We start from the raw sequence: 434 nt of genomic DNA, 5'->3' as shown, positions 1-434 counted from the left end.
AAGTTATGGCGTAAAAATGAGAGATTTGAACCGAAAAAACGTAATTTAAAAATCAAACAAAGCTTATATCAAAAAGGATTTGATTTAGAAATGATCCAACGATTTATCGTAGAAAAGGAAGAAGCAAGTGAATAAAGAATGGGAAAAATGGACGGAAGAGGAAATCGCACAGTTTCAAACGCAATTTGTTGGCTGGTACGAAAAAGAAAAACGCAATCTACCTTGGCGCTATGATCGTGATCCTTATCGTATCTGGATTTCTGAAATCATGCTTCAACAAACCCGTGTAGATACGGTAATTGCTTATTTTTATCGCTTTATGGAATGGTTTCCGACGATTGAAGCGTTAGCTGCGGCACCAGAAGAAAAACTTTTAAAGGCTTGGGAAGGATTGGGGTATTATTCTCGCGTTCGAAATATCCAAGCTGCTGCCC

1 protein-coding gene and 1 pseudogene are annotated in these 434 nt (G+C 38.0%); both read left to right on the top strand.

The genetic code is table 11. The features are described 5' to 3' along the window. On the top strand, positions 1-135 hold a 135-nt coding region (locus KHA85_RS20315), incomplete at its 5' end, for a regulatory protein RecX (RefSeq protein ID WP_213186685.1). Beyond that, positions 128-434, top strand: a pseudogene (locus tag KHA85_RS20310) (hypothetical protein); the annotation flags it as partial. The gene KHA85_RS20315 and the pseudogene KHA85_RS20310, both read left to right, overlap by 8 nt.

The sequence above is a fragment of the Dietzia massiliensis genome (assembly GCF_018390595.1).
GTDB lineage: Bacteria > Actinomycetota > Actinomycetes > Mycobacteriales > Mycobacteriaceae > Dietzia > Dietzia massiliensis.
This window is presented reverse-complemented; position numbering and strand designations above follow the sequence as displayed.